Raw genomic sequence first — 594 nt, forward strand, 5'->3', positions numbered from 1 at the left:
TATTCGTAAATAAACATCATTTCTCAGATTTATTGCTGTTAATACTAATTCTTTTACGCCACTATTAATATTTTAACTTAATAACAAGTTTATTTATAAATTAGGTTAATAAATGAGTTAGCATAAACTACGGCAAGTGGCGGATGATATCGCATCCGCCGTTATAATTCAAGTATTAATTTTTTTATAGTTAAGGTATGTTCACCTATACTACTATCTATTAACCTTGACGCTGCTTGTGGCGTGGTTCTGCTGTGCAAATGATATGGACACGACCTTTACGGCGTACAACCTTACAGCTACCACAAATCTTTTTAACTGATGCTTGAACTTTCATAGCATGCTCCTTGAAATATCACACTACTCTTTAAGATTGAGTAGGCGACTGAATTAACGTCTGATCATGATATTGATGGGTCATCAAATGCGCTTGAATTTGCGATATGAAATCCATAACTACAACCACCATAATCAGTAACGATGTACCGCCAAGATTAAATGGTACTCCAAATGATGATTGGATAACCATTGGCATTAAACAAATAACCGTCATGTATATCGCACCGATAAAAGTTAATCGATTTAATACATGAT

The 594-nt window shown here is 34.0% G+C and carries 1 protein-coding gene and 1 pseudogene; both read right to left on the reverse strand.

Features of this window, described 5'->3' with window-relative positions:
* Positions 1–220: 220 nt before the first annotated feature.
* Positions 221–337, reverse strand: a complete 117-nt coding sequence (gene rpmJ, locus ACS8FD_RS22700; RefSeq protein WP_010196721.1) for a 50S ribosomal protein L36 — start codon at positions 335–337, stop codon at positions 221–223.
* 30 nt (positions 338–367) lie between these two features.
* Positions 368–594: pseudogene (gene secY / locus ACS8FD_RS22705) on the reverse strand (preprotein translocase subunit SecY); the annotation flags it as partial.

The organism is Psychrobacter sp. 1U2, from assembly GCF_051847575.1.